Source organism: Oerskovia rustica, assembly GCF_014836555.1.
Classification (GTDB): Bacteria; Actinomycetota; Actinomycetes; order Actinomycetales; family Cellulomonadaceae; genus Oerskovia; species Oerskovia rustica.
In genome coordinates this window covers 30,904-56,440 of sequence record NZ_JACSQQ010000010.1, presented here as the reverse complement: position 1 = coordinate 56,440, position 25,537 = coordinate 30,904, and the positions used below count along the sequence as shown (strand labels likewise).

The following is a 25,537-nucleotide window of genomic DNA, read 5'->3' as shown; positions in this document are numbered from 1 at the left end:
GTCTGTCACCATCTGCCGGGGCGTCGACGACGACGTCCCACCGTGTCGTCGAGAGGTAGTCGACCCATGCTCGCGCACCTGGGACGGGTCATGGCCCGGCACCGCATCGCCGTCCTCGCCGTGTGGGGCTCGCTCGCTCTGCTGGGCGCGGTGATCGGTGGCGGAGTCTTCGACCGCACGACCACGGTCGACAGCCTGCCGCCGGGCGCGCCGTCGGCCCGGGCGCAGGCCGTGCTCGACGAGCTCGACCCGCAGGGCGAGACGCTCACGGCAGTCGTCGGCGGGGTCGACTTCTTCACGCCCTCGCTCGTCGAGAGCGGGAGCCGCGTGATGCACGAGGTCCGTGAGATCCCCGGCGTGCTGGAGGTCTCGGACGCCTTCACGTCCGGTGGCCTGATCTCGGACGACGGGCTCGGTTCGCTCGTCGTGGTCGGGCGCGCCCCCGCCCGCACGGACGAGCAGGCGCGCGAGGTCGGTGCCCGTGTGGCGGCCGCCCGCCGGACCATCGACCCCCCCGAGGTCGTCGTGGGCGGGGAGCTCATGGCCGAGCGGACGTTCGCCGACATCGCGACGGCCGATGCCGTGGTGGGGGAGTCGGTCGCCCTCGTGGTGCTGTGCGTCGTCCTGGTGCTCGTGCTGGGCGGCCTGCGGGCCGGGCTGGCGCCGATCGTCGCCGCGCTCGCGTCGATCGCTGCCTCCCTCCTCGCGCTGAGCGCGCTCGCCGGCGCGGTGCCCGTGAGCGAGTTCGCGGTCAACGTCGTGACGCTCCTGGGGCTCGGCCTGGCCGTCGACTACAGCCTCCTGGTGATCGTACGGTTCCGGCAGGAACGCGAGGCGGCGCCGGGGGCCGCTCTCGACGAGCTGCTGGCCCGGACCGTGTCGACCGCGGGCCGGGCGGTCCTCGTCTCAGGGCTCGCGGTCGCGTCGGCGCTCGGCGGGCTGCTCGTCCTGGCGGACCCTCTGCTCGCGAGCATGGCGCTGGGCGGCCTGCTCGTGGTCGGGCTCACGACGCTCGCCGGGCTCACGCTCGTGCCGGCTCTGGTCGCCGTGCTGCACGCGTCGATCCCTGCCCCGCGGACCCGGACCTGGGCCCGCCGCCGCACTGGTCACGGCCCCGGTCTGCTCGCGCGGTCCGCGGCGTTCGCCCAGCGGCGCCCCGTGGCCGTGACGCTCGGGTCGACCGCGGTCCTCCTGCTCCTCAGCGCGCCCCTGGCGTCGCTCGCGCTGGGTGCCTCGGACGCGCGGTCCCTGCCGCCGGGTACGCCCGAGCGGGTCGCGCAGGAGAGGATCGAGCAGGACTTCGAGATCCTGGGCGTCCAGCCGGTCGAGCTCGTGCTGGGGGCGCCCGTCGAGGATTCCGAGGTCCAGTCGTTCCTCGACGCGGTCTACGCGTTGCCCGGCGTCGAGGACGTCGAGCACCTCACCGACTTCCCGCCCGACGTGACGGTCGCCGAGGTCACCCCGGCGGGCACTGCGACGGGTGAGGCGGCGCAGGCCGTGGTCCGGCACGTCCAGGCGATGGACGTCCCGTTCTCGATGCAGGTCGCGGGCCCCGCGGCCGAGCTCGTCGACGCGACCCAGCAGTCGCGCGACCGGCTGCCCTGGGCGTTCGCCGTGGTCGTGCTGCCGGCGATGCTCCTGCTGGGCTGGCTCACCCGGTCGATCGTGGTCCCGCTCAAGGCGCTGGTCCTGAACCTGCTCGCCCTGACCGCGTCGTTGGGCGTGCTGGTCGCGGTCTTCCAGTGGGGCTGGGGTGCGAGGCTGCTGGGCTTCGAACCCACGGGCACGATCGACGCCACGAGCCCCGCGCTGCTGTTCGTCTTCCTGTTCGGCCTGTCGATGGACTACGAGGTCTTCCTCCTCGCGCGCATCGCCGAGGAGTGGCGCCGTCGGACGGGGGACGACCGCCGCGCGAACGACCGTGCGGTCCTCGCAGGCATCGTGGCGTCTGGCCCCGTCATCACGGTGGCGGCCGTGTCGATCGGGATCGTGTTCGCGGGGTTCGCGCTGGGCGACCTCGTGGCCATGAAGGAGATCGGGGTGGGGATGGCGGTCGCTGTCCTGCTCGACGTCACGATCGTCCGCGGGCTGCTCCTCCCCGCCTCGATGTCGCTCCTGGGCCGCTGGAACTGGTGGTTCCCGGGCGGGCGCCCGCGCCCCGGTCGCGGCGTCGGGCCGGACGAGGTGCGCGGCCAGGAGTCCTCGCCGCGCACCCTCGTGGGCAGCGGGACGTCAGCAGGCGCCCGCCGGGGCTGACGGCACGGCCAGCAGGAACCCGGGCGCGCCGAGCCCTGCGCGGGAGAAGGCCGCGGCCACGGCGACCGCGACGGCGTCGGCACGGTCGGCAGGGACGAGCGCGATGGCCGACCCGCCGAACCCGCCGCCCGTCATGCGGGCTCCCAGGGCGCCCGCGTCGCGCGCGGCCTCGACCGCGACGTCGAGCTCGGTCGCGGAGACCTCGTAGTCGTCGCGCAGGGACGCGTGGGAAGCGTCGAGCAGCGGCCCGACGTCGGAGGCTCGCCCGGCGCGCAGCAGCGACACCAGGTCCTGGGTCCGGGCGATCTCGGTCACCACGTGCCGGACGCGGCGGCGCGAGACGTCGTCGGGCAGGCGGTCGAGCGCCGCACCGAGGGCCTCGGCGAACGCCGCGTCGCCCCTCGGGGTTCCAGCCGCAGCAGCGATGACCGAGTCCGCGAGCTCGCGCAGGTTCGCGAGGCCCAGGGTCGCGGCGGCCGCCTCGCACGCCGCCCGTCGCTGCGCGTACTGGCCGTCGACCAGCGCGTGCTCGGCCCGGGTGTCGATCACGAGCAGCGCAAGCCCCTCGGCCGCGAGGTCGAACGGGATCTGCTCGACGGCGCGGGCCGGGTCGAGCCCCGGGCGGCAGTCGAGCAGCAGAGCGTGCCCCGGGGCGCAGCGCAACGACGCCGACTGGTCCATGCCGCCCGTCGGCGCGCCTGCGATCTCGTTCTCGGCGCGGATCGCGGCGGCCGCGAGGGTCGCACGCCCGGCGTCCGTGGCCGCGAGTCCCAGGCCTGCGACGTCGTCGATGCCCACCGCGACCGAGCACTCGAGCGCGGCCGACGACGACACGCCCGCACCGTAGGGCACGCACGAGTCGACCACGGCGTCGAAGCCGGGGACCTGCGTCGCGGACCCGCCCGTCGCCTCGAGGTGCTGCCCGAGCGCCCACGCGACGCCGGCCACGTATGCGGCCCAGCCGGTCACGGCCCCCGGTGCGACGTCCTCGAGCCGCCCGGTCCACGCAGCACCCGGCTCCTGGGCCGAGGCGAGGCGCACGACCGAGTCGGTCCGGGGACGCAGCGCGACGTACGTGCGGTGGGGGAGCGCGACGGGCAGGCACAGCCCGGCGTTGTAGTCGGTGTGCTCGCCGATGACGTTGACGCGGCCGGGGGCCGCGTAGACGTGGACGTCCCCTGCGTCCTTGGCCGGGAACGCCTCCGCGAAGGCCCGCCGGACACGGTCCGCGCCGACGTCGTCGGGCCAGGACTCGACCCACTGCACGGCCGGGGCCGGGGCGAGGGCCTGCAGGCGCGCGGCGATCCGCTCGGGTGTGGTGTCGCTGACCCATGCGCCCATGCCGGACTCCGAGCCCGCGAGGTACTTGAGCTTGCCCGGCGCGCGCAGGACCGAGAAGACCTGCAGGTGCAGGCGCGACAGGTCGCGCCCCTCGCGCACCGGGGCCTGGTGCCAGGCCGCGATGTAGGGCAAGGGGACGGGCGTGCCACCCGGCCCCTCGAAGAACAGGTCGAGGCGACGCAGGAGCTCGAGGTAGGTGACCGCGAGGTCGTCGCGCTCGGCGTCGGTGAGCGCGGGCAGGTCGGGGACGTCGCGGCGCGGCGCGAGGTGCACCTCGACGGGCCAGCGGGCCGCGAACGGGACGTAGGCGACCCAGTGCTCGGTCTCCAGGACGATGCGACGGCCGTCGGCGAGCTCGGCGTCGAGGACGTCGCGCAGCAGGTTGCCGCCCGTGCGCTCGTGGTGCGCGCGGGCCTGGGCGAGCATCGCGCGGGTCTTGGGCGTGAGGTACGGGTAGCCGTAGATCTGGCCGTGCGGGTGATGGAGCGTGACCCCGATCTCCTGGCCCCGGTTCTCGAAGCAGAAGACCTGCTCGACGCCCGGCTCACGCCCGAGGGCCTCCGTGCGGTCCGCCCACGCGTCGATGATGGTGCGCACGCGCTGCGGGGGCAGCGCGCCGAACGAGGAGGAGTGGTCGCTCGAGAAGACGATGACCTCGCAGCGGCCCGACGCCGGCGCACGGGTCTCGAGCGTGCCCTCGCCACCGAAGAAGCCGTCCGGCGCGCCTGTGCCGTCAGTGACGCCGGGCACGAGCTGCAGGGACGGGAAGCGGTTCTCGAAGACCACGACGTCGTAGTCGGTGTCGGGGACCTCGCCGTCCGAGTAGGCCGCGCCGGGGCGGGCCGGGCACAGCGGGCACGAGTCCGCCGCGGGCAGGAACGTGCGGTTCATGCGGTGCGCGGCCATCGGGATCCAGTCGCCCGAGAGCGGGTCGAGGCGCATCTCGGGACCGGTGTACGGGTGCTCGTGACCGTCGGGGCCGGTCACGGGGGCGAACCGGTCGCCCAGCGGGCGCGGGTCGTCGAGCCGACGCGTGAGCTCGCCCGAGACGTACGCGGACGAGTCGTCGAAGTAGACGAGCTCGCGGCCGTCGGCCAGGCGGGTCGGGGTGCGGCGCAGGTGCTGGTTCATCGGGAGGTACGACCGTCCTGGGGTGCGGGGATGGATGGGTTCGGGGTGGGCCGGGTCGGGTGAGGCGCCTCGTCGCGCGAGGCGACCAGGAGCTGCTCGACGACGTCGCGCACCGCCTCCTGGTCGGGGGCCGGGAGGGCGTCGTCGGTCACGAGGACGTCGACCTGGTCGAGCCGGGCGAAGACGCTCAGGCCCGTGGTGCTCCACTTGGAGTGGTCGGCCAGGACGACCGTCCGGCCGGCGATCGCGACGAGCGCGCGGTTGGTCGCGGCCTCGTCCAGGTTTGGCGTCGTCAGCCCGGCCTCGACGCTCACGCCGTGCGCGCCCAGGAAGGTCTGGTCGACGCGCAGGCTCGCGAGCGCGGCCTCGGTGAGGGGCCCGACCAGGGCGTCCGACGGCGTCCGGGAGCCTCCCGCGAGCACGGTCTCGAGCCGGGGGTCGCCCGCACGGTGCAGGGCCTCGGCGACGGGGAGCGAGTTCGTCACGACGGTCAGCGGCCGCAGGGCGGTGTCCGCCGCGATCTCCACGGCGAGGAGGTGCGTCGTGGTGCCTGCGGACAGGGCGATCGAGGACCCGGGGGAGACGAGGCGCGCGGCGGTGCGCGCGATCGCTCGCTTCTCGTCGAGCGCGAGCGTGCTCTTGGCCTCGAACCCAGGCTCGTGCGACGTGGCCTGCGGCGAGACCGCGCCACCGTGGACCTTGCGGAGCAGACCCTGGTCGGCGAGCTCGAGCAGGTCGCGGCGGACCGTCATGTCGGAGACGCCGAGCTCCTGGGTGAGGTCGGCGATCCGGACGGCACCGTGGTCGCGGAGGCCCGCGAGGATGCGTTCGTGGCGCTGGGAGGCGAGCATGCAGCCATGGTGACACATTCGAACAGAAACGAACAAGGTTGAACATGGGGGTGTCGGGTGCCTGCTTCCGGGTGACGGACGCGGACCGTCCCCGCCCCGGCGAACGACGACGGTCGGTCACCCGTACGGGGACCGACCGCCAGCTGGCGCGCCGTGGGGTCAGATGCCCCCGCGCAGCGCGGCGATCGGCTCGATCGCCGCGGCCTTGAGCGCGGGATAGGTTCCCGCGAGCAGGCCGATCACGCCGCCCAGGAGGGCCGAGCCGATCGCCATGCGGATGTCGAGGATGGGGGTCCACTCCTGGGCGACCGAGACGATCACCACCGTGAACACCCCCAGCGACGCACCGACCAGGCCCCCGAGCAGCCCGATGACCACGGACTCCACGACGAACTGCCCGGCGATGTCCCGCTTGGTCGCGCCGAGGGCGCGACGCAGACCGATCTCTCCGACCCGTTCCATCACCGAGAGCAGCGTGACGTTCGCGATCCCGAGGCCACCCACGAGCAGGGCGATCCCGCCCAGCGCCAGGAAGATCGCGTTGATGTCCGCCTGGACGTTCTCCTGGAGCGCAGAGCCGCTCGCCGGTGCCTGGGCCTTGAAGGACTCGGGCGCGTTGGGGTCGAGAGCGACGGGACCCTGCTCCGCGACCAGGGAACCGGCGCCGGTCTCGATGTGGATCTGGAGCTCTTCGGGCGCCCCCACGGCGAAGTCCTGCCGCGCGGTGCCGACCGGGAGCACCACGGCGTCGAGAAGGTCTGCCCGTCGCTTCACGTCGCCGAAGATCCCGATGACGGTGTACGCGTCCTCGCCGATGAAGATCGACGGCTGGCTGTCGACTCGGTTGATGCCGAGCTGCGCGGCGGCGCGCTCGCCCAGCACCACGACCCGGTCGCTGCGCGCGTCGTGGCCGCTGTCGAAGAAGCGCCCTGCCACGACCTGCCCCCGCACGGCGTCGAGCAGACCGTCTGAGCCCGCGACCACCACGGGGCTGGCCTTCTCGGCGACCGAGGGGTCGTTGACCGGGACGGCGGTGACCCGCCGGTCCTCGATGTCGACCGGGGCGACGAGCCCGGCCGCGACGACCCCGTTGACCTGGGCGACGCGGTCCGCGCCGTCCCACGGGATGCGCCCCTTGGGGCGCGCCTCGTCCCCGGTGCCGGCCTTCGCCGGGGTGATGACGACCTGGGTCGCGGCGACGGCGTCGAACTGGCGGCTGATCTGGCCCGCGGCGGTCTGTGCGAGCCCGACCGTGATCACGACCGACGCGATGCCGAGGACCGTGCCGAGGATCGTCAGGACCAGGCGCCCGGGGCGGGCGCCGATCCCGTGCGCTGCCTCGGCGAAGAGGTCGCGGGTGTTGAACCGGTCGCGAGCCCGGCCACGGTGGATCCGCTCGTTCGCCGCCCGACCAGGCAGACGGGTCTTCAACGCGTCGAACGCCCTCATCGGTCGAGCTCCGTGAGCCGGCCGTCGGCGATCCGCACCCGGCGCTGTGCCCGGGCGGAGACCGCCGGGTCGTGGGTGATGACGACGAGCGTGAGCCCGTCGGCGTGCAGCTCGTCGAACAGCTCCATGATCTCGACAGAGTTGGTCGAGTCCAGGTTGCCCGTCGGCTCGTCGGCGAGGAGCAGGTGAGGGCCCGCGACCACGGCACGGGCGACCGCCACACGCTGACGCTCGCCACCCGAGAGCGTGGTCGGCGTGAAGTCGACCCGGTGCGAGAGGTGGACGCGATCGAGCGCCGCCCGCGCACGCTCCTGCCGTTCCCCCCGGGGCACGCCGCTGTACAGCGTCGCGAGGAGGACGTTGTCGAGCACCGTGCGGTGCGGGAGCAGGTGGAACGACTGGAAGACGAAGCCGATCCGGCCGCCCCGCAGGGCAGAGCGCACCGACTCGGACGCGCGCCCGGTCGCCACGCCGTCCAGCAGGTAGTCCCCGGAGGTGGGGCGGTCCAGGAGCCCCAGGAGGTTCAGGAGCGTCGACTTGCCGGACCCGGACGGTCCGATGATCGACACGTAGTCGCCCGGGTCGATCCGCAGGTTGACCGAGGTCAGGGCGTCCACCACGGGGGGACCGGGAAAGCTCCGGGTCACGTCCACGAGCTCGACGACCGCGGGCGGGGCCCCGGCCGCCGCACCTGGCCCCGTGCCTTCCTCCTCGTCCGGTGTCGTGAGCGCGTCCGGGGGGTCGTCGAGGACGGACGAGGGTGGACCGCCCGACCCGTTCAGACCGAGCCAGTCGATGTCCCCGGTCACTTGCCGACCACCACCTTGTCACCGGGCTCGAGGGGATCGTCGGACGAGACGATCTCGACGAACCCGCCGGCAGCGAGGCCGGTCTTCACCGGCACGAGGTCGGTCGCCCGGTCCTTCTTGCCGGTGCTCTCCGCACGGGGGTCGCCGCGCAGGACCTCGACCCGTGACTCGCCACCAGGTCCGGCGGTCAGTGCCGCGAGCGGCACGGCGAGCACCTCTCCGGCCGTCGAGCTCACAGGGATCGTGAGGCGAACGTTGCTCCCCTGCAGGAGGGTGATCTGCTCCGGCGTCAGTGCGTCCGGTGCGAGCGAGACCGTGAAGCGGGCGCCCTTCTTCGCGTCGGCGTTCGACTCTCCGCCCTCGGCGTCGACCTTGCGGGCCTCGACGGAGGTCACGGTCGCCGCCCCTTGCGAGTCGTCCGGCAGCACGAAGGTCGCCTTGGCCCCGGGGGCGAGGAGCTCGGCGTCGGACGAACCGGCCGACGCCTCGATGACGAGAGTCGCTCCGGAGACCGCCATGACGGGTCCCGAGACGGTCGCGCCACGTTCCACGAGCACCTCGTCGACGCGTCGCGGCAGGCTGGAGAGGAAGAGCACCTCGCTCGCCGGCAGCGCGGTCAGCGTCTCCGTGCGGGCCTCGCCCAGGGCCTTCTTGGCGTCGTCGAGCTGACGCTGCGCGTTCGTGACCGCGGCCGTCTGTGCCGCGACGTCCTTCGGCTTGTCGAGCGCGGCTCGCTCCGCGCGCGCGAGCGTGAGCGCGTCCTGGGCGCCCGCGACGTCCCCGGGCTGGGGCGCGGCCCCAGGCTCGGCCGCGGGGTCCGGCGTGCCGGCCTGCGCGGCGGCCAGGTTCCGTTCGGCCTCTCGCACGGCGTTGTCCGCCGTCAGCTTCTCGACCTCGGTCGCGCCCCCCTTCGAGGCAGAGAGCTCCGCACGGGCCGAGGTGAGCGCCTCCTCGGCGTCCCTGACCCCGCGTGCTGCCGACTCCACGCCGTCCTTCGCATCGTCACCGCTCGTCGGCGACGGGTACCCGACGTTGGCGTAGAGCTTGTCGACGGCGGTCGCCGTCGCGGCGTCGTAGACGTCGCTGCCGCCGTTGCCCGGGTTGATCCCGACAGCGGTGAGCGCTGCCTTGAGCTGGGCGACGTCCGGTCCGGAGACCCCGACCCGCAGGGTCCGGTACGCAGGGAGGTCGCCGGGGAGGACGATGACCGGACGCCCCGAGACCTCCAGCGCGATCGAGGTCTGACCGAGCTCGGCCCCGAGCTCGGGGACCTGCCCGGTCACGACCGCGGGGCCGCCGAGGTCGGCGGTCTCGACCTTCACCTGGACGGCGTCGTCGTACTTGACGTCCCCGCGCAGCGTCACGTCGTTCGCGATGACCTTCTTCTCGACGGGGACGGTGATGAGCCCGGCCGCGGGTGCCTTCGCGTCGGCGGCGGCCTGGGCGGGCGAGACGACCAGGCGACTCACGACGATGCCCGCCAGGAGGCTCAGCACGGCGATCCCCGCGACGAGCCAGATGAGGCGGTGGCCCCGCAGCCCGGTCCCCGGCGTCGGTGCGGTGGCGGCCGCCCCACCCGCCTGCGCACCCTCGACGTCGGTCGCCGGGGTGCCGCTGGCGCGGTCCCCCCGGGAGCGAGAGAACTTCACTTCTCGAGCTCCTTGTAGGCGGCGGCCACGCGGTCCAGGAGGTCCTTGTTCTCGTCGACGAACGTCTTCTCGAGCTCGAACTGGACCGTGCGGTGGACGTCCTGGTAGCCCACCTTCTCCTGGCAGGCGTGGTCGGCCACGGCCGTGCTCTTCTCCTCCTCCTGGAGCGCGGTCAGCTCGTCCTCGCCGGGGCCTTCGCCGGTCTCGTTGTCGTACAGGGCGTTGGACGCCTCCATGAAGTAGTCCATGGCTGCCTGCGGAGTGGTGTGGTCCAGTCCCGCCTCAGCCATGCAGTCGGACCACTTCGCGGCGACCTCGGTCAGCTTCGGCGACTTCTCGACGTCCTCGTACAGCGTGGTGATGGCGTCGTTGAACGCGGTCATCTCCTCGGACTCCCAGAGTTCCTGCTCGCCACCGCTCGCCTCGTTCTGGGCGATTCCCTGACAGCCCATCTCCTCGGGAGCGAACTGCGGCAACTCGCCGTTCTCGTCGGGCTCGGCCGAGTTCATGGCACCGTAGAGGGCCTCGTAGTAGGCGTTCATCTCGGTCTCGGACATCGCTTCCACGTACGCCTGGTTGGGGTCGACGTACGAGTCCATCTCGGCCTGCTGCTCCTCGGTCGGTTCCTGGTAGATGGTCATGCCGTAGCCGTACTCCGCGGCGTACTTCTCCGGGTCGTGCTCCTCCTCGTCGAAGGTGACCATGCCGCCGCTCTGGTCGACCGGGATGTACTCGAAGCCCTGCTCGACCATGCAGGCGGCCGTGAGCTCCTCGGTCTTGCGGTTCTGCTCCTCCCACTTCTTCTGCTGCGCCTCCGAGTCGAGGTCGCCGCTGATGGACTCGTAGAACGCGGTGAGCGGGCTGTCCTCGTCGGCAGAGGGCGCGTCGGTGCCGCCCCCGCAGGCGGTGAGCAGGAGCATTCCGGTGAGGCTCAGTGCTGTGATCGCGGCGGGCCGTGTCGAGGGTCGACGCATGGTGCTTTCCTTCGTTCGGTGGGGAGGGGCGGAATGACGTGAGAGGAGCGGCGAGCCCGGAGGCGGTCCGTCGGACGCGCTCACGGCGCGGAGGTCCGTCCCGAGACCTTCCCGAACCGGGTGACCGCCTGCTCGACGAGCTCGTGCTTCCACGCAAGGAGGTCCGTCTCGCGGTCCAGGGGTGTGCTCTCGACGGTCGAGAAGTCCGCCTCGAGCCCGGAGATGACCGACTGCGGCGCGTCGTCGGGGTGGCTGAAGCCGACGATCCCGGTGTCGGACATGCCGTCGGACCGCTGTTCGTGGGCGGCCGCGAGCAGCGGGTCGATCCGGACCTCGATCGGCGCCAGGGAGGTCTGCGGTGCCCTCGCGGGCGCTCGACGGGCGCACTCGCGCCCGTACGGTCGGGTGGATGACGGTCGGTCCATGCGGTGTCCCCCCTAGGACATTCGTGTCGACACTGCGCGCGGTCTCACCCGCGGTGTTTCGCCGGGCTCCTGGGTGGACGTGCGCAGCGGCGCGGCACGCCCTCCCAGGAGCGTCGGATCAGTACCGGATGGCGTCGATCACCTTGACCCGGACCGCCACGAGCGCGGGGATCAGACCGGCGAGGGCTCCCACGCTGACCGCCGCGACCATGCCGGTCACGGCTGCGGAGACCGGGAAGCCCGGCCGGTCCTGGACGGGCGAGCCCATCATCGTGTCGAGCGGGACGTTGTGCAGGATCACGATCGCGAGCGAGACCCCGACGACGCCGGCCACGACGGTCGCGACGACGCTCTCCATGAGCACCGAGAAGAAGACCCGCCCCGAGGACGCGCCGAAGCTGCGGCGGATGCCGATCTCCCGGATCCGGTAGCGCACCGTGACGAGCGCGATGTTGACGAGCCCGAGGCCGCCCAGCAGGAGCGCGACCGCGCTCACGCCCAGGATGACCCACTTGGTCGCCCCGTCGATCATGTTCATGTCCGGGCTGTCCATGCGGGACACGTCGACCTGCGCCCCGGCGATGGCACCGGACAGGTCACGGCGGACCGCGTCGGTGAGCGCGTCGACCGTGTCGGTCGGGACCCAGAGCTCGAGCGACGGCGGGCCCGTGTTCATGAGCGACTCGGGGGTGCTCCATCGCAGCTTGGACTCGACGAGCATGTACGCGGCCGGCGGCTCGCCCGGCCAGGTGTTGGCGTAGGAGCCGATGACCGTCGCCTCGACCGGGTTCTCGCCGCCGATCGTGATCGTCGGATGGTCCTCGATGCGCTGGCCGAGCGCGTCGAGGAACGCCTGGTTGACGACGAGCGCGGGAGAGAGGTTGTCGGCGTCGCTCTCGGTGAACCACCGGCCGCCGTCCACCACGAAGCGGTGCATGGTGGCCCAGTCGGCGCTGACCGCGTTCGTCTGCGTCGGCATGGTCCCGCCGGGGAACCGGAAGGTCGTCTCGGACCACATGACCATGGACGAGTACTCGACCTCGTAGCGGGCCGTGATGTCCTCGTAGGCAGCGACGTACTCCTCGACGCCCGGGATCTCCTGACCCGTCGGGTACGCCGAGACGCTGAGCGTCGCGGGGCGGCCGCTCCAGCGTTCGTTGGCCTCGGCCGACACCTGGCGCAGCATGTCGCCCGCCGCGGTGATGGTGGTGATCGCGCAGACCGCCACGGCCACCCCGATGAGCGCGAGCAGCACCCGGAGCTTGTGGACCCGCAGCTCGTCCCACGCCTCGGCCAGGGCGCCGAAGAAGCCGGTCACGAGGCCACCACCGAGTCGCCGAAGAGCCCGTCCACCCCGGTGCCGGGGCGAGGTGCGCCGACCGGCTCGGCCGCTGCCGAGGAAGCGGACGCGACCGCGCCCAGCGTGACGGCGACGTGCTCGGCCTGGTGGTCCTCGCCGTCGGGCACGTGCTCCACGCGGGAGCCCAGGCCGTCGAGCGAGCCCGCGCTGCGGGCACCGATCGCGATGGGCGTGAGGACGCCCTCGGCGAGCCGGAAGTGACGCTTGGCGCGCGAGGCGACCGCGAGGTCGTGCGTGATGGCGATCAGGGCGGACCCGTTCTCCTGGGCGATCGTGTCGAGCAGGTCCATGACCTCGCCACCCGTGTCGACGTCGAGGGCCCCCGTGGGCTCGTCGGCGAGGATGACGCGCGGCCCGCGGACCAGTGCTCGAGCGATCGCGACGCGCTGCTGCTCGCCGCCCGAGAGTTTCTCCGGCATGGTGTCGAGGCGGTCGCCGAGGCCGACGCGCTCGAGCATCTCCGCCGCGAGGCGCTTGCGGGCCCAGAACTGCTTGCCCTGGGCGTAGAGCAGGGGAGCGGCGACGTTCTCGAGGGCCGTGCGCGCCTGGAGCAGGTTGAACTGCTGGAACACGAAGCCGAAGTCCGCGCCACGTCGGCGCGCGCGCACCCGCCCCGAGAGGCGGCCGATGGGCACGCCGTCGAGCAGGAAGTCGCCCGCCGTGGGGGTGTCGAGCAGTCCCAGGATGTTGAGCAGGGTGGACTTGCCGGTCCCGGACCGGCCGACGATCGAGACGTGCTCGCCCGCGTCGACCGTGAGGTCGATCCCGCGCAGGATCTCCAGGATCCGGTCGTCGGGCAGGCGGACCGACCGGGTCACACCGTGCAGCTCGAGCAGGCTCATCCGACCGAGCCCCCGTACATCGTCATGCCCTCGTCGACCGGGGCGACGTCCTGGCCAGGAACGAACTGGAGGACGAGGTCGCCCTCGGCGACGCCCTCGACGATCTGCACCTGGGTGCCGTCGGTGATGCCGAGCTTCACGGCCGTCTCGACGGGCTCGCCGCCCTCCTCGCCCGCGAGCCAGACGTTGCCCGTCTCGACCGAGCCCTGGACCGCGGTGATGGGGACGAGCAGCGCGTCCTCGGCAGAACCTGCGGTGACCTCGAGCTTGGCCGCGAGCCCCGCGAAGACCGTGACGTCCCCAGGGACGGCGCACGTGATCGACGCGGACGGCGTCGCGCCGGGCTCGGCGCCCGTCGGGTCTGCACCCTCCGCGGGTGCCGCGGCGGCCGTCCCCATGCGCAGACCGGTGCACGTGAAGGGAGCCGGTCCGCCGGTGACCGTCACCGTCGCCTCGGTGGGGATCGTCAGGAGACGGAACTGCTGCTCGGGAAGCATCGAGGCGGACACGGACAGCGTGCCGGGGGAGATCGTCGCGAACGTGTCGCCGACCGCGACCTCCTGGTCCTTGATCGCGGTGAACGTCGCGACCGTCCCGGCCGTGGTGGCCTTCATGGTGGTCTTGGTGACCTTGGGCTTGCGCTCGGTCACCTTCTCCTCGCCCGTCTCCTTGTTCGTGGTGACGAGCGGCTCCTGCGGCGTCTCGAGGGTGACCTCGAGCAGCGGGGCGCCGACCTCGACGACGTCGCCGGCCTTGGCGTGCACCGCCGTGACCTTGCCGAGCTGCGTGACCTTCTCTGCGCTCGCAGCGTCCGCGACGACCTGGCCGGTGAGGGTCACGGTGTTGGTGATGGACCCCTTGGCCACGGCCACCTGCGGCAACGTCACCACTGCCGAGGGGGACTCGGTGTCGCCCTCGGCCTGTGGGGCGGACTTGAAGGCGATCACGACGAGGGTGACGGCGATCACCGCCCAGATCACGATACGAAGGGCTGGGAAGATGATCCGGCGGGTGACGCCCACGGCAGGTCTCCAGGTGAATCCGATGAGCAGGAAGCTCAAGGTCTTGGCATGCTCCGGGAAGCCTAGGGGGGCCGATTCGGCCCGCGTATCCACCTCAGGTATGAGATGTCTGCGCAGAAGATCACGATCAGGTGTGGTTCCTGCCGTGATGCGTTGTCGATGCCCCCCTGGGCGACCGGCACTGGTCGCGCTTCTGACGAACGATGAGGGCACACTACACCCGGGACGGGTGTGCCAGGTTCACCGGACGGCACGGGACCTCCAGGCTCGCCTCCGGGCACGGTCACGCCCGGGCACCGGCCGTGCCGGGGCTCCGTCGCCGGACGCGACGAGGGCCCGCCCTTGCGGGGGCGGGCCCTCGTGGACGCCCAGGCAGCGAGGCGTCGCGCGTCAGACGGGCGACAGGCCCAGCCGTCGACCCGCGAGGCCGCGGCTGCGGGCGGCGAGGCTCCGTGCGACGCCGCGCAGGGCGACGGCCGCGGGGGAGTCGGGGTCGGAGAGCGTCACGGGTGTGCCCGCGTCCCCGGCCTCGCGCAGCGACATGTCGAGGGGGACCTGCCCGAGCAGGTCGACCGGTCCGCCCGTCGCGGCCGTGAGGTTCTCCGCGACCTTCGCCCCGCCACCGGCGCCGAACAGCTCGAGCCGCGACCCGTCGGGCTGCTCGAGCCACGACATGTTCTCGACGACGCCGACGACGCCCTGCTGGGTCTGCGTCGCGATCGAGCCGGCGCGCTCCGCGACCTCGGCGGCCGCGACCTGCGGGGTCGTCACGACGAGGATCTCGCTGGTCGGCAGGAGCTGCGCGACCGAGATCGCGATGTCGCCCGTGCCGGGCGGCAGGTCGAGCAGCAGGACGTCGAGGTCGCCCCAGTACACGTCCGCGAGGAACTGCTGGAGCGCGCGGTGGAGCATGGGGCCGCGCCAGATCACGGGCTGGCCCTGCGGCACGAACATGCCGATCGAGACGACCTTGACCCCGTGCGCGACGGGCGGCAGGAGCATGTTGTCGACGCGCGTGGGCTGGCGGTCCACGCCGAGCATGCGGGGGATCGAGAAGCCGTAGATGTCGGCGTCGACCACGCCCACGCTGAGCCCGTCGGCGGCCAGCGCGACCGCGAGGTTCGCGGTCACGGAGGACTTGCCGACGCCGCCCTTGCCCGACGCGATCGCGTACACCTTGGTCAGCGAGCCGGGCTTCGCGAAGGGGATCTCGGGCTCGCCGACGCCGCCGCGCAGCATGGTGCGCAGCTCGGTGCGCTGCTCGGCGCTCATGACGCCGAGGTCGACGCTCACCTCGTCCACGCCCGGCACGGTCTGCGCCGCGGCCGTGACGTCCTTGACGAGGGTCGACTTCATGGGGCAGCCCGCCACGGTCAGGTCGACGCCGACGACGACGCGCGCGCCGCCCCCGGTACCGCCCGTCACCTCGACCGACCGGACCATCCCGAGCTCGGTGATGGGACGCCGGATCTCCGGGTCCATCACCTGCGTCAGAGCCGTCCGGACGAGGTCCTCGAGTACGTCGGTCGTGGGTGTTGCAGAGCCGCCAGCCATGGCCCCATCCTAAGCGGCCGGTTAGCGTTCGAGGATGGACGCCCTGGCCTCGATCGCGCGTGACTCGGCTCTCTTCCTCGACGCGATGCGTGCGGCGCCGCCGGGGGCGCGGGTCCCGGCCTGCCCCGAGTGGGGCGTGGCGGACCTGACGTACCACCTGGCCGAGGTGCAGGCCTTCTGGAGCGCCGTCGTCGGGCCGGCGGCAGGCGAGGGCCTCGACGCCGACGACGTCGCCCCCCTCGCGCGCCCAGCGCACGACGCGGCGCTGCCCGACCTCGCCGCGACCGTCACGGCACGCCTGCTCGCAGCCCTCACGGGCCGCGACCCGTCCGAACCGTGCTGGTCCTGGCACGACGCGGGGCGCAGCGTGGGGTGGGTCGCCCGGCGCCAGGCCCACGAGGCCCTGGTGCACCGGGTCGACGCCGAGCAGACCGCGGGGCGCGACGTGACGGGCGCGGACCCTCAGGTCGCGGCGGACGGGGTCGACGAGGTCCTGCGTGTGCTGGTCGACGGGATCCCCGCCTGGGGGACCTTCACGCCCGACGGGAGCACGGTCTCGGTCGCGGTGGACGGGCCGGGGGAGACGCCGCGGTCGTGGGAGCTCGCGTTCGGGCGGCTCACGGGGGTCGGCCCCGAGTCCGGCACGGCGTACGACCTCGACTCGGCCCAGGTCGTGGACCTGCCCGGCTCCACGACGGCCCAGGTCTCGGGCCCGGCGTGGGCGCTGGACCTGTGGCTGTGGGGCAGGGCGGACCGGCAGGGGCTGACGGTGCACGGCGACCCGGCGCTCGTGGACCGGCTGCGGGCCGTCGCGAGCGACGGGATGCAGTAGCCGCCGCCCGACCGGACCCGCCCTACTGCTCGGCCGACGAGTCCGGCCCGCGGCGCCCCGTGGTCGCGCGGCGCCCGTCGCGGTTCGCGCCGCGACCGGAGGAACGCGGCAGCGGGGAGTCGAGCCCGGCTCGTCCGGGGGCCGAGCCCGACGAGCCAGCGGTCCCCGCGCGGCCGGCGTCGGCGGCCTCGGCCGCGCGCTCCGACTCCTTCTCGTCGAGCTCCTCGAGCAGGTTGCGGATCTCGGAGCGCACGAAGTCGCGCGTCGCGACCTCGTTGAGCGCGATGCGCAGCGCGGCCATCTCCCGCGCGAGGTACTCGGTGTCGGCGAGGTTGCGCTCGCCGCGCTGGCGGTCCTGCTCGGCGCTCACGCGGTCGCGGTCCGTCTGGCGGTTCTGCGCGAGCAGGATGAGCGGGGCCGAGTACGACGCCTGGAGCGAGAGCATGAGCGTCAGGGCCGTGAAGCCCAGGGCCGCTGAGTCGAAGCGCAGCGACTCCGGGCCCCACGTGTTGAAGCCCAGCCACAGGAGGCAGAACACGGTCATGTAGAGCAGGAACCGCGGGGTGCCCATGAAGCGGGCGATGCCCTCGGAGATCTTGCCGAACGCGTCCTGCTCGACGCGGACGCGCGGCAGGAGGGTGCGACGCGCGGCCTTGGGCGTGTCGAGGCGCTCAGCCACGGAGACCTCCTCGGCGGATCGGGAAGGCGGAGGACGCGGGGGTCTGCGTGCCGAGGCTCGTCTCGTCCGCGTCGTCGTCGGTCTCGCGCCAGTCGTCGGGCAGCATGTGGTCGAGCACGTCGTCGACGCTGATGGCGCCCAGCAGACGCTTCTCGTCGTCGAGCACGGGCAGGGCCAGCAGGTCGTACGCCGCGAGCAGGCGCGTGACGCGCCCGAGCGGCGCGTCGGGGCGCACCCACTCGATGTCGGAGTCGAGCACCGACCCGACCGACACGTGCGGGGGCTCGCGCAGGAGCTTCTGGAAGTGCACGACGCCGAGGAAGCGTCCGGTGGGCGTCTCGAGCGGCGGGCGCACGACGAACACGAGCGCGGCGAGCGCGGGCGGCAGGTCCTGCCGGCGGATCTGCGCGAGGGCCGTGGCGATCGTGGTCTCGGGGCCGAGGACCACGGGCTCGGTCGTCATGAGTCCGCCCGCGGTGTCCTCGTCGTACGCGAGGAGCCGGCGCACGTCGCGCGCCTCCTCGGGCTCCATGAGCTCGAGGAGCTCGGCCGCCTGCTCCTGGGGGAGCTCGTGCAGGAGGTCGGCGGCGTCGTCGGGCTGCATGGCCTCCAGGACGTCGGCCGCACGGTCGGTGTCGAGGCCCGAGAGGATCGCGACCTGGTCGTCCTCGGGGAGCTCCTCGAGGACGTCGGCGAGGCGTTCGTTGTCGAGGGCCGTGGCGACCTCGAGGCGGCGCGTGTCGCCGAGGTCGTGCAGGACGTCGGCGAGGTCGGCGGGCTTGAGGTCGTCGTACGCCGCGAGCAGACGAGCTGCGCCCTGGGTCTCGGGCGTCCCGGCGAGGCCTGTGACCGCGCCGATCTCGACGACGAACGCGTCCCCGCGCCGCCGGATCCCCAGCGCGTTGGGGGTCGTGTGACGGCGCACGAAGAGCTGGTTGACGAGCCAGTCGCCCGTGCGCTGCTTCTCGATCGAGAGGTCCTCGACCGTCGCGGACCCCGAGCCGTCGACGAACTGCACGGTCCGGTCGAGGAGCTCGCTCACCGCGAGGGTCTCCATGGCGCGCTGCTCGAAGCGGCGCATGTTCACCAGGCCGGTGCTGATGACCTGCCCCGCGTCGATGCTCGTGACGCGGGTCAGGGGCAGGAAGACGCGTCGCCGTCCGGGTACCTCGACCACGAGGCCGACGGCGCGCGGGGCCCCCTTGGGGCGGAGGAGGACGACGACGTCACGCACGCGTCCTACCTGGTCACCGAGGGGGTCGAACACCGCCGTACCGGCCAGGCGCGCGACGAAGACGCGGGTAGTTGCACTCACGTCGCAAGACTACGCACCGCGCGGTGCGGTGGCGCCCCGACCGTCCGGGGACCTGGCGGAGAGGAGGTGCCGACCCTGTGCTGACCGTGTGCCGAGCGGCCGGGGCGGTGGTGGCCTGCTGGACGCCCGTGGCGTTGTCTGCTTGAATCTGGCAATAACAGACGTGAATCCGTCAGAATCAGTCAGACGGTCCACGAGGTGGTCCGGCTCGCAGCGCAGGCGCCGCGGCCCCGAGGCAGGGAGAGACGCATGGCACGCCACGAGGACCCGACCGTCGGTGACGCACCCGGCGGGCTCAGCAAGTCCGTCCGGTGGGAACGCATGCTCGCGCTGCTCGCCGACCGTCGGCGGCTGTCCGTGACCGAGGTGTCCGAGCAGTTCGGCATCTCCGAGTCGACCGTGCGCCGGGACTTCGACCAGATGGCCGACCGGCGCCTCGCGCACCGCACCCACGGCGGCGTCGTCGCGGCCTCCGTCGCCTACGGCCTGCCCGGTCGGTACGGCCGGCAGGTCGACGACCGCCAGCTCGTGGCAGAGGCCGCCGCGCGGCTGGTCGCGGAGCGCCACACCGGCCAGCCCGTCGTCGGCTTCAACGGCGGGCGTACCACGACCCTCGTCGCGAAGGCGCTCGGCGAGATCTCCGACCAGGCGTCCGAGCAGGCGGCACAGCACGGCGAGCACGTCTACACGGTCGTCACGAGCGCGCTCAACATCGCGACCGACCTCGTCCTGCGCCCGCAGGTACGGACCGTGTGCCTGGGCGGCACCGCCCGTGCGCAGTCCTACGAGCTCACCGGACCCCTCGCCGTGACGATGGCCCGGAGCCTGTGGCTCGACGTCCTCGTCGTCGGGATGGTGGGCATCGACGAGCACGCCGGGCTCACGTGCGCCGACCCCGACGAGGCGGGGGTCACGACCGCCCTGGTCGAGCACTCGCGTGCCGTGATCGCCGTCGGGACCTCGGACAAGCTCGGGGTCCGCTCGTTCGCACAGATCTGCGACCTGTCCGCCGTCACCACGCTCGTCACCGACGCGGGCGCGACCGAGGAGCAGCTCGCCCCCCTGCGGGACGCAGGGATCGAGGTCGTCGTCGTCCCCACGGCACCTCCCGCACCGCCCACCGTCCCGTCCACGACGTCCGCACCATGACGGACGCCGGGCGCGCGCGGCCCGCGCGCCCGGTGGCCCCACCAGAAGGGTTTGACACCATGAGCACCTCCCACGTCAGCGTCGAGATCGCGAGCCAGCCCCAGGTCTGGCGCGAGGCCGCGAGCCTCGCGGCCGAGCGCGCCGCGGTCCTCCCGCAGCCGGGCGAGCGCGTCGCGATCGTCGGCTGCGGCACCTCCTGGTTCATCGCGCAGGCCTACGCGGCCCGCCGCGAGGAGCTGGGCCAGGGCGTCACCGACGCGTTCGCGGGCAGCGAGTACCCGGTGGACCGTGACTACGACCGGGTCGTGGCGATCACGCGCTCCGGGACCACGACCGAGATCCTGCACCTCCTCGACGTGCTCGGCGGCCGTCAGCGCACCCTGGCGATCGTGGGGGACCCCACGTCCCCGGGGGCTCGGGCCGCGGACGACGTGGTCGTGATGCCCTTCGCCGACGAGCAGTCGGTGGTCCAGACCCGGTTCGCGACGGCCGCGCTCACGCTCCTGCGCGCGGGTCTCGGCGACGACGTCGAGGCGCTCGCGGCAGCGGCCGAGGACGTCGTGGGGTGGCAGGTCCCCGAAGAGGTCCTGGCTCGCACCCAGTTCACGTTCCTGGGCCGCGGCATGGCCGTGGGGCTCGCGAACGAGGCGGGGCTCAAGATGCGCGAGGCCTCGCTCGCCTGGGCCGAGTCGTACCCGGCCATGGACTACCGCCACGGCCCGATCAGCATCTCCGACGAGACGAGCGCGGTGTTCCTGCTCGGCGCCGAGGTCCCGGGGCTGGTCGAGGACGTCGCCCGGACGGGCGCCCTGGTGGTCCGCTTCGACGAGGACGCGCAGATCACGCTCGTGCGTTGCCAGCTCCTCGCGGTCGCGAACGCCGAGCGCAAGGGCCTGGACCCCGACGCCCCGCGCCACCTGACGCGCTCGATCATCCTGGAGGACGTCGCATCATGAGGCCCGGGGAGGAGCAGGTAGCCTTCCCCGCCGTCCAGGAGCCCGCGTCGCCGTCCCGGCCACCGTCGCCCGCGTCGCCCTCGTCGTCGTCGCACGGCAGGGCGGCGGCGGGGGCGGGGCTCCGCCCGGCGGTGATCGCGCTCGACGTCGGCGGGACCGACATCAAGTCTGCGCTGGTCGCGCGCGGCGACCACCCGGGCGCGCCCGACGAGATCGTCGTCGAGCGTGTTGTGCCCACGTGCGCCGCGCAGGGACCCGAGGCCTCGGTCGCCGCGGTGCTGGCCGCGGTCGAGGCGCTGCGGGCAGAGGTCCCGGCGGGCTACCAGGTGCGCGGCGTGGGCCTCGCGGTGCCCGGCACGGTCGACGAGGACGCCGGCGTCGTGCTCAACGCGGAGAACCTCGACTGGGTGGACCTGCCGCTGCGGCAGGTCGTCGCGGACGCGACGGGGCTGCCCGTGGGGTTCGGCCACGACGTGCGCGCGGGCGGCCTCGCGGAGGCCCGGCTCGGCGCGGGCCGCGGCGAGCCCGACCACGCGTACGTGTCGGTCGGGACGGGCATCGCCGCGGCGATCGTGCTGCGCGGCGAGGTCTACGCCGGGCGCGGCTTCGCGGGCGAGCTGGGTCACGGGGGAGTGCGCGGCGGGACGTCGTGCCCCTGCGGCGGCAGCGGGTGCGCCGAGACCTACGCGTCGGCCGCCGGCATGGCGCGCAGCTACCACGAGCTCACAGGCACGTCGGCCCACGAGGTGCCCGGCTCGGCCGAGGTCCTGGCCCGTGCGAAGGCCGGCGACGACGTGGCTCGCGAGGTGTGGGACCGCGCGGTCGACCGGCTCGGCGAGCTCGTCGCCGCGATGGTCCGCGTCCTGGCCCTCCCGGTCGTCGTGATCGGCGGTGGGCTCGTGCGCGCGGGCGACGACCTCATGGTCCCCCTCGACGCCGCGGTGCGGTCCTACCTGACGATCCACCCGGCCCCGCGACTGGTCCCGGCCGTGCTGGGCTCGGCCGCCGGCACGTACGGCGCGACGGTCCTCGCGTGGGACGCGGTGGCCACGAGCGACCTGGAGCCGACGTGACGGGCGACCGGCGTGTCCTGTGCCTCACGCCGAACCCGGCCTGGGACGTGACCTACGGCGTCGACCGCCTGGACCCGGGCGAGGCGCTGCGGGTCCGTTCGGTCGCGGCCCGTGCGGGCGGCAAGGGCGTCAACGTCGCCCGCGTCGTGCGGGCGCTGGGCGGCGACTCGGTCGCGGTCGCCCCCGTGGGCGGGCTCCTCGGGCCCGCGTTCGCGGCGGACCTCGAGGCCGCCGGGCCGCCCGCGCCGCGCGTGCCCGGCGCGGGGGGGCGGCGGCCGGCGGGCGCGGTGGTCCCGGAGCACGCGGGGCCCGACGACGGCGGTCACCCCACGGTCCTCAACGAACCCGGGGCACCGCTCACCGCACAGGAGTGGGCGCTGTTCGTGCGCACCGCGGTCGGGCTCGCGGGGGACGGGACGGTCGTGACGATCTCCGGCTCGCTGCCGGCGGGCACGACGCAGGACCGGTTCGTCGACCTGGTGCGGTCGCTGCGCGAGGCCGGCTGCCCGGTCCACGTCGACGCCTCGGGACCAGGCCTGCTGTGGGCCGCCCGGGCGGGCGCCGACCTCCTCAAGCCCAACCGTGCCGAGCTCGCCGAGGCGACCGGGGTGCCGGGCCTCGCCGAGGGCGTGGCCGCGCTGCAGGGGCTCGGGGCTCGCGCCGTCGTCGTGACCGACGGCGAGAAGGGCCTCGCGGCGTTCGAGCCCGGGTCCACGACCCCGGCAGCCCGCGCACGGCTCGACGTCCCCGTGCAGGGCAACCCGACGGGCGCGGGCGACGCGGCCATGGCGGCGCTCGCGGTGAGCGCCGGGAGGCCCTGGGCCGAGCGACTGGCCCTGACCGTCGCCACGTCGGCCGCGGCGGTGCTGCAGCCGGTCGCGGGCGAGGTCGACCCCCAGGACGTGCGCCGTCTCGGCGCCCGCGTCCTCACCGAGAACCTGACCGACACCAGAACCACGGAGGACTGAATGCCGCTCGTCACCGCCCACCAGCTCGTCGACCGGGCCCGCGCCGAGAGCCGCGGGGTCGGAGCCTTCAACGTGATCCAGGTCGAGCACGCCGAGGCCTTCGTCGCCGCGGCCGCCCGCGCGGGCACGGGCGTCGTCCTGCAGATCAGCCAGAACGCCGCGAAGTACCACGGCGGACTCGAGCCGATCGCCCTCGCGACGCTCGCCGTCGCGCGGGCGTCGAGCGCGCCGGTCGTCGTCCACCTGGACCACGCCGAGGACCGTGCCCTCGTGAGCGAGGCCGTCCGTCTGGGGTTCACCTCGGTCATGTACGACGGGTCTGCGCTCGACTACGAGCAGAACGTCGAGGCCACGGCCGACGTGGTGCGCGAGGCGCACGCCCGCGGGGTCTTCGTCGAGGCCGAGCTCGGCAAGGTCGGGGGCAAGGACGGCGTGCACGCGCCAGGGGTGCGCACCGACCCCGCGGAGGCCGTCGCGTTCGTCGCGGCGACCGGGGTCGACGCGCTCGCGGTCGCGGTCGGCTCGTCGCACGCCATGACGGACCGGACGGCGTCGCTCGACTTCGAGCGGATCGCCGAGCTGCGCGCCGCCGTCCCCGTCCCCCTGGTGCTGCACGGCTCGTCGGGGGTCGCCGACCACGACCTCACGCGCGCGGTCAAGGAGGGCATGACGAAGATCAACGTCTCGACGCACCTCAACAACACGCTCACGCAGGCGCTGCGGGCCTACCTCGACGAGCACCCGACCGTCGTCGACCCCCGCAAGTACCTGGGTGCGGGCCGGGACGCGATGCGGGACGAGGTCGTGCGCCTGCTGGCCGTGCTCGACGCGGTCTGAGCACGCCGGCCCGCCCGCGAGACAGAGGGATGTCGTCGAGGTAGAGGGACCTGACCCTCTACCTCGGCGAGGGCCCTCGATCTCGCGGCGCTCCCCCCTGAGCGAACCCCCTCGCCTCACACCGACATGTACGGGAGACTGGGCAGATGAGCATGACTCGTCCCAATTCCGCGCCCAAGGTCCCGACGCCGCCGAGCGGGGAGCAGGTCGCGTCCTACGCGACCTACCTCGAGGCGCAGAAGGCCGTCGACTACCTCTCCGACAACAAGTTCGCCGTCGAGTACGTGACCATCGTCGGCACCGACCTGCGCATGGTCGAGCGGGTCATGGGCCGCCTCACGTACGGGCGGGTGGCGCTCGCGGGCCTTGCGTCCGGTGCGTGGTTCGGCCTGTTCGTGGGTCTGCTGCTGTACATGTTCAACAGCGGTGGCGGGCTGATGCTCGCCGCGATCGGCCTGGGTGCGGGCTTCGGCCTGCTGTTCTCGGTCCTGTCGTACTCGCTCACGGGCGGCAAGCGTGACTTCACGTCGTCGAGCCAGATCGTCGCGTCGTCGTACTCGTTGCTGTGCCTCGCGGAGCGGGCGGGCGACGCGCGTCGCCTCCTGTCCCAGATGCCCGACGGCGCCGCGGCCGTCGCGCGTCAGGTCCCGCCGGTCGCGGGTCGGCCCGGGCAGCCCGCGCAGCCGGGCCCGTGGGGTCAGCCGGGCCAGGCGCCCGGACAGCAGCAGGGACAGCCGGGGCAGCCGTGGGGGGCGCAGCAGCCGCAGGCGCCCGCTCCGGCCGTGAGCCCGGTCCAGCCGACCGACGCCCCGGCCCAGCCCGCGCCGCCGGTCCGGACGCCCGACCCGCGCTGGACCACGCCCTCGGGTGCGCCCCGCTACGGCGCGATGCGCAGCGACGTCACGCCGACCGCCCCGGCCGACGGTGCACCGGTCGAGGGACAGGGCGCCCCGGCGGCCGACGCCCAGGCCGCCGCCGAAGGCCCGGCCGACGAGACGTCGTCGGGCACGCGCTAGGTCAGCGCCCCGCCCGCTCGGTGGCGGCCTTCGCCGCGTCGCGCTCGCGCTTGCGCGCCTCCTTGAGCCGCTTCTCGGCCTCCCGGACCGCCTTCTCCGCCTCGCGGCGCGCCTTGGACGCCTCCTTGACCTGGGGGTCGCGCGCGTAGAGCTCGGCCGCCACGCGGTCCTCGGGCGCGGGGAGAGGCGAGTCGGCGCGCTCGGCGGGCGAACGGTCGATGTAGACCCCGATCCCGTCGAGCACGCGCTCGAGGCCGAACACGACGTCGTCGACCCCGTCGTCCTCGCTCAGGTACGCCCCCGACGCCACGACGGGGTGCAGGAACGGGAAGCGCTCGGGCGTCACGAGCTCGGCGAAGACCTCGGCGTACGCGGCGCCGCTCACGTCGCGACCCGTGGGGTCCTGCCGGGCGCCACGCAGCTCGCGCTGGATCCGGGCCGCGCTCTGCGCGTAGCTCGTGACGAGCATGATCATCGCGAGCTTGTCCTCGTCCGTGAGCGAGGTGCCGTGCATCGCGCGCAGGCCCAGGTCGACGAACCGCAGGTTGTTGGGCGTGAGCGGCACGCCCTGGACGGCGACGTCGAGGAACCACGGGTGGGCCTCGTAGACCGCGAGCGTCGCGAGGGCGAACTCGCGCAGCCCGCGCCGCCACGTCGGCTCGCCGCCGTCGGGGATCCGCCCCTCCATGACCGCGTCGACGTCGGCCCGGGCGCCCGAGGGGAGGTCGACGTCGATCGCCTGCTCCTGCATGAGGAGCAGCAGGTCGTCCTTGCTCGTGACGTAGCGGTACAGCGACATGGTCGTGTACCCCAGGGCCGTGGCGAGCTTGCTCATCGAGAGCGCCGCGAGCCCCTCGGCGTCGGCGATCTCGATGGCCTGCTCGACGATCCGCTCGATGCTCAGCTCGCGGCGCGGGCCGCGCTGCGGGTTCTCGGCCACGCCCCACGCCAGGGCGATGGCGTGGGGCAGGCCGGGATCGGTGGTGTCCGTCATGGGTACATCATCGCGGGTCCGGTCGGGGAGATGTCGGGACGGGTCGCACCGACCG

General features: G+C 73.6%; 21 protein-coding genes and 2 pseudogenes. 8 read left to right on the top strand and 15 right to left on the bottom strand.

The window, feature by feature from the left end; genetic code table 11:
- Positions 1-66 precede the first annotated feature (66 nt).
- The gene (locus H9652_RS07735; RefSeq protein WP_191795740.1) at positions 67-2,256 is read left to right on the top strand and encodes an MMPL family transporter; all 2,190 of its coding nucleotides are present in this window, start codon (positions 67-69) and stop codon (positions 2,254-2,256) included.
- On the opposite strand, the pseudogene galK reads toward H9652_RS07735, so the two are convergent.
- The 12 genes and pseudogenes from galK to H9652_RS07680 form a co-directional block, all read right to left on the bottom strand.
- Positions 2,233-3,468, bottom strand: a pseudogene (gene galK / locus H9652_RS19700) (galactokinase); the annotation flags it as partial. The gene H9652_RS07735 and the pseudogene galK overlap by 24 nt on opposite strands.
- Before the next feature lie 66 nt (positions 3,469-3,534).
- Positions 3,535-4,728: pseudogene (galT, locus tag H9652_RS19695) on the bottom strand (galactose-1-phosphate uridylyltransferase); the annotation flags it as partial.
- A complete protein-coding gene (locus H9652_RS07725) occupies positions 4,725-5,579 on the bottom strand; it encodes a DeoR/GlpR family DNA-binding transcription regulator (RefSeq protein ID WP_225227910.1) in 855 nt (284 codons plus the stop codon). The gene H9652_RS07725 and the pseudogene galT, both read right to left, overlap by 4 nt.
- A gap of 159 nt (positions 5,580-5,738) precedes the next feature.
- Complete coding sequence (locus tag H9652_RS07720) at positions 5,739-7,028, bottom strand: ABC transporter permease (protein WP_191795737.1); 1,290 nt, start codon at positions 7,026-7,028, stop codon at positions 5,739-5,741.
- Complete coding sequence (locus H9652_RS07715) at positions 7,025-7,681, bottom strand: ABC transporter ATP-binding protein (RefSeq protein ID WP_318244041.1); 657 nt, start codon at positions 7,679-7,681, stop codon at positions 7,025-7,027. The genes H9652_RS07720 and H9652_RS07715 overlap by 4 nt, the downstream gene beginning before the upstream one ends.
- A gap of 152 nt (positions 7,682-7,833) precedes the next feature.
- Positions 7,834-9,486 (bottom strand): efflux RND transporter periplasmic adaptor subunit, encoded by a 1,653-nt coding sequence (locus tag H9652_RS07710; RefSeq protein WP_318244035.1) that lies wholly within the window; start codon positions 9,484-9,486, stop codon positions 7,834-7,836.
- Positions 9,483-10,460, bottom strand: a complete 978-nt coding sequence (locus H9652_RS07705) for a hypothetical protein (RefSeq protein WP_191795736.1) — start codon at positions 10,458-10,460, stop codon at positions 9,483-9,485. Before H9652_RS07705 ends, H9652_RS07710 begins: the two co-directional genes overlap by 4 nt.
- An 80-nt stretch (positions 10,461-10,540) precedes the next feature.
- Positions 10,541-10,885, bottom strand: a complete 345-nt coding sequence (locus tag H9652_RS07700; protein WP_191795735.1) for a hypothetical protein — start codon at positions 10,883-10,885, stop codon at positions 10,541-10,543.
- 118 nt (positions 10,886-11,003) lie between these two features.
- Positions 11,004-12,203 carry an ABC transporter permease gene (locus H9652_RS07695; protein ID WP_191795734.1) on the bottom strand — a complete coding sequence of 400 codons (1,200 nt, stop codon included), beginning with the start codon at positions 12,201-12,203 and terminating at the stop codon, positions 11,004-11,006.
- Positions 12,200-13,087: an ABC transporter ATP-binding protein gene (locus H9652_RS07690; protein WP_191795733.1), complete on the bottom strand. Its 888-nt coding sequence runs from the start codon at positions 13,085-13,087 to the stop codon at positions 12,200-12,202. Before H9652_RS07690 ends, H9652_RS07695 begins: the two co-directional genes overlap by 4 nt.
- The gene (locus H9652_RS07685; protein WP_191795732.1) at positions 13,084-14,109 is read right to left on the bottom strand and encodes an efflux RND transporter periplasmic adaptor subunit; all 1,026 of its coding nucleotides are present in this window, start codon (positions 14,107-14,109) and stop codon (positions 13,084-13,086) included. The genes H9652_RS07690 and H9652_RS07685 overlap by 4 nt, the downstream gene beginning before the upstream one ends.
- 390 nt (positions 14,110-14,499) lie before the next feature.
- Complete coding sequence (locus H9652_RS07680; RefSeq protein WP_191795731.1) at positions 14,500-15,663, bottom strand: Mrp/NBP35 family ATP-binding protein; 1,164 nt, start codon at positions 15,661-15,663, stop codon at positions 14,500-14,502.
- A gap of 34 nt (positions 15,664-15,697) precedes the next feature.
- Between H9652_RS07680 and H9652_RS07675 the strand changes: the two genes are divergently transcribed.
- A complete protein-coding gene (locus H9652_RS07675; protein WP_191795730.1) occupies positions 15,698-16,495 on the top strand; it encodes a maleylpyruvate isomerase N-terminal domain-containing protein in 798 nt (265 codons plus the stop codon).
- Positions 16,496-16,517: 22 nt separating this feature from the next.
- Here the strand turns inward: H9652_RS07675 and H9652_RS07670 are convergent, their stop codons facing one another.
- Positions 16,518-17,174 carry a DUF1003 domain-containing protein gene (locus H9652_RS07670; RefSeq protein ID WP_191795729.1) on the bottom strand — a complete coding sequence of 219 codons (657 nt, stop codon included), beginning with the start codon at positions 17,172-17,174 and terminating at the stop codon, positions 16,518-16,520.
- The gene (locus tag H9652_RS07665) at positions 17,167-18,489 is read right to left on the bottom strand and encodes a magnesium transporter MgtE N-terminal domain-containing protein (RefSeq protein WP_138825306.1); all 1,323 of its coding nucleotides are present in this window, start codon (positions 18,487-18,489) and stop codon (positions 17,167-17,169) included. Before H9652_RS07665 ends, H9652_RS07670 begins: the two co-directional genes overlap by 8 nt.
- Positions 18,490-18,738: 249 nt before the next feature.
- Between H9652_RS07665 and H9652_RS07660 the strand changes: the two genes are divergently transcribed.
- From H9652_RS07660 to H9652_RS07635, 6 genes are all read left to right on the top strand, one after another.
- Entirely contained in the window at positions 18,739-19,638 is a 900-nt protein-coding gene (locus H9652_RS07660; RefSeq protein WP_191795728.1) for a DeoR/GlpR family DNA-binding transcription regulator, read from the top strand.
- A 59-nt stretch (positions 19,639-19,697) separates the two neighbouring features.
- A complete protein-coding gene (locus H9652_RS07655) occupies positions 19,698-20,594 on the top strand; it encodes an SIS domain-containing protein (RefSeq protein WP_191795727.1) in 897 nt (298 codons plus the stop codon).
- Entirely contained in the window at positions 20,591-21,667 is a 1,077-nt protein-coding gene (locus H9652_RS07650; protein WP_191795726.1) for an ROK family protein, read from the top strand. Before H9652_RS07655 ends, H9652_RS07650 begins: the two co-directional genes overlap by 4 nt.
- Positions 21,664-22,635 (top strand): 1-phosphofructokinase family hexose kinase, encoded by a 972-nt coding sequence (locus tag H9652_RS07645; protein ID WP_191795725.1) that lies wholly within the window; start codon positions 21,664-21,666, stop codon positions 22,633-22,635. Before H9652_RS07650 ends, H9652_RS07645 begins: the two co-directional genes overlap by 4 nt.
- Entirely contained in the window at positions 22,636-23,472 is an 837-nt protein-coding gene (locus H9652_RS07640) for a class II fructose-bisphosphate aldolase (protein ID WP_191795724.1), read from the top strand.
- 146 nt (positions 23,473-23,618) lie between these two features.
- Complete coding sequence (locus tag H9652_RS07635) at positions 23,619-24,488, top strand: general stress protein (protein WP_191795723.1); 870 nt, start codon at positions 23,619-23,621, stop codon at positions 24,486-24,488.
- 1 nt (position 24,489) lies between these two features.
- Here H9652_RS07635 and H9652_RS07630 read toward each other — a convergent pair whose 3' ends face one another.
- Positions 24,490-25,482, bottom strand: coding sequence for a TetR/AcrR family transcriptional regulator C-terminal domain-containing protein (locus H9652_RS07630; protein WP_191795722.1), 993 nt, complete (start codon positions 25,480-25,482; stop codon positions 24,490-24,492).
- Positions 25,483-25,537: the final 55 nt, after the last annotated feature.